1 protein-coding gene is annotated in these 1,346 nt (G+C 46.7%); it reads left to right on the top strand.

The window, feature by feature from the left end:
- The first annotated feature begins 136 nt into the window (after nt 1-136).
- A protein-coding gene (locus CCE92_RS15180) for an IS3 family transposase (protein WP_088009456.1) occupies nt 137-1,302 on the top strand; the annotation gives its coding sequence in 2 pieces (ribosomal slippage) (nt 137-413 and nt 413-1,302; 1,167 coding nt in all).
- Nucleotides 1,303-1,346: the final 44 nt, after the last annotated feature.

The raw sequence follows: 1,346 nt of genomic DNA, 5'->3' as shown, positions 1-1,346 counted from the left end.
ACGAAGAGCAGCTGAACAGTTGAAAAAACCCGCCAGTCCTGCAGCAGGACTGGGCTAACCTAAATTAATGGGACACAATAAAACACCTTCGAGATGATACACTGGAAACAGGTATAGAAATCGGAGGTGTTTTTGCATGGGCAAAAACGTATATTCAAGTGAAGTGAAATGGGCGGTCGTCAAGGATAAATTGAGCGGTCAATTGACGACAAAGGAAATCATGGAGAAACATGGCATCAAAAATAACTCGCAAATTAAAACGTGGATGAGATGGTATCGGGCCAATGAGCTCTATCGATTTGATCAGCCGATCGGCAAGCAGTATACGTATGGACACGGACCTGAAAGCGCAAGTGAAGAGGAAAAGCGGGACCGGCAGACAGCGAACTTGAAAATGGAGAATGAAATCATAAAAAAGTATTTGGAGATGGAAAAGGAGCTGAGAAAAAAATAGTCCTCCAGCTTGTGGAGAAATTCAAAGGGAAATATACAGTGAAAGCGGTCCTGGCGGCCCTTAGCGTGCCCCCATCTACTTATTACCGGTGGTTGGCCGAAGGCTTAGCGGAAATGGTAACAGCAGAGGAAGAAGCAATTATTCAACTGTGCAGGCAGACCAAATACCGCAATGGCCACCGGAAAATCCGGAAGCTCCTGAAAAAAACGTACGGATTCAAGCTGAACCGGAATACCGTGCAGCGGATCATGCAGAAGCACAACCTGCAGTGTCGGGTAAAACCAAAACGGAAGTGGAAATCACAGGGAGAATCGGTCATCGTGGCGCCGAACCTGTTGGCGCGCGATTTTACAGCACAGGCGCCAAATGAAAAATGGGTGACGGACATTACCTATATCCAGTACGGCTACACCACGCTCTATCTGTCCACCATCATGGATTTGTATAATAATGAAATTGTTGCCTATAAGCTCTATGATCACCAGCAGACACCGCTCGTAGTGGATACGGTGGCCGAAGCGCTGCGCGTCCGGAATCATCCTGAAGGGGTCATCATCCATTCCGACCAGGGGAGTGTCTATACCTCCTATGCCTACCAGGAATTCGTGAAGAAAAATCACCTGGTCAGCAGTATGTCCCGCCGGGGGAACTGTTGGGATAATGCAGTTATTGAATCTTTTCATTCCTCTCTCAAGTCAGAGGAGTTTCAGTATGTGAAATTCAATTCCATGACGATACAAGCAGTAACTGGAAAGGTAGAAGCCTACTTGGATTACTACAATGAAGAACGGATTCAAGAAAAATTAGGCTACCAGACTCCGAGGGAATTCGGGGCCATGGCAGCCTAATGAAGGGTGTTTTATCTGTGTCTCAAATTGCTAGGTCAGTCTAG

Origin of the sequence: Indiicoccus explosivorum, from assembly GCF_002167005.1 — a bacterium.
In the GTDB taxonomy this organism is placed as follows: Bacteria; Bacillota; Bacilli; order Bacillales_A; family Planococcaceae; genus Indiicoccus; species Indiicoccus explosivorum.
This window is presented reverse-complemented; position numbering and strand designations above follow the sequence as displayed.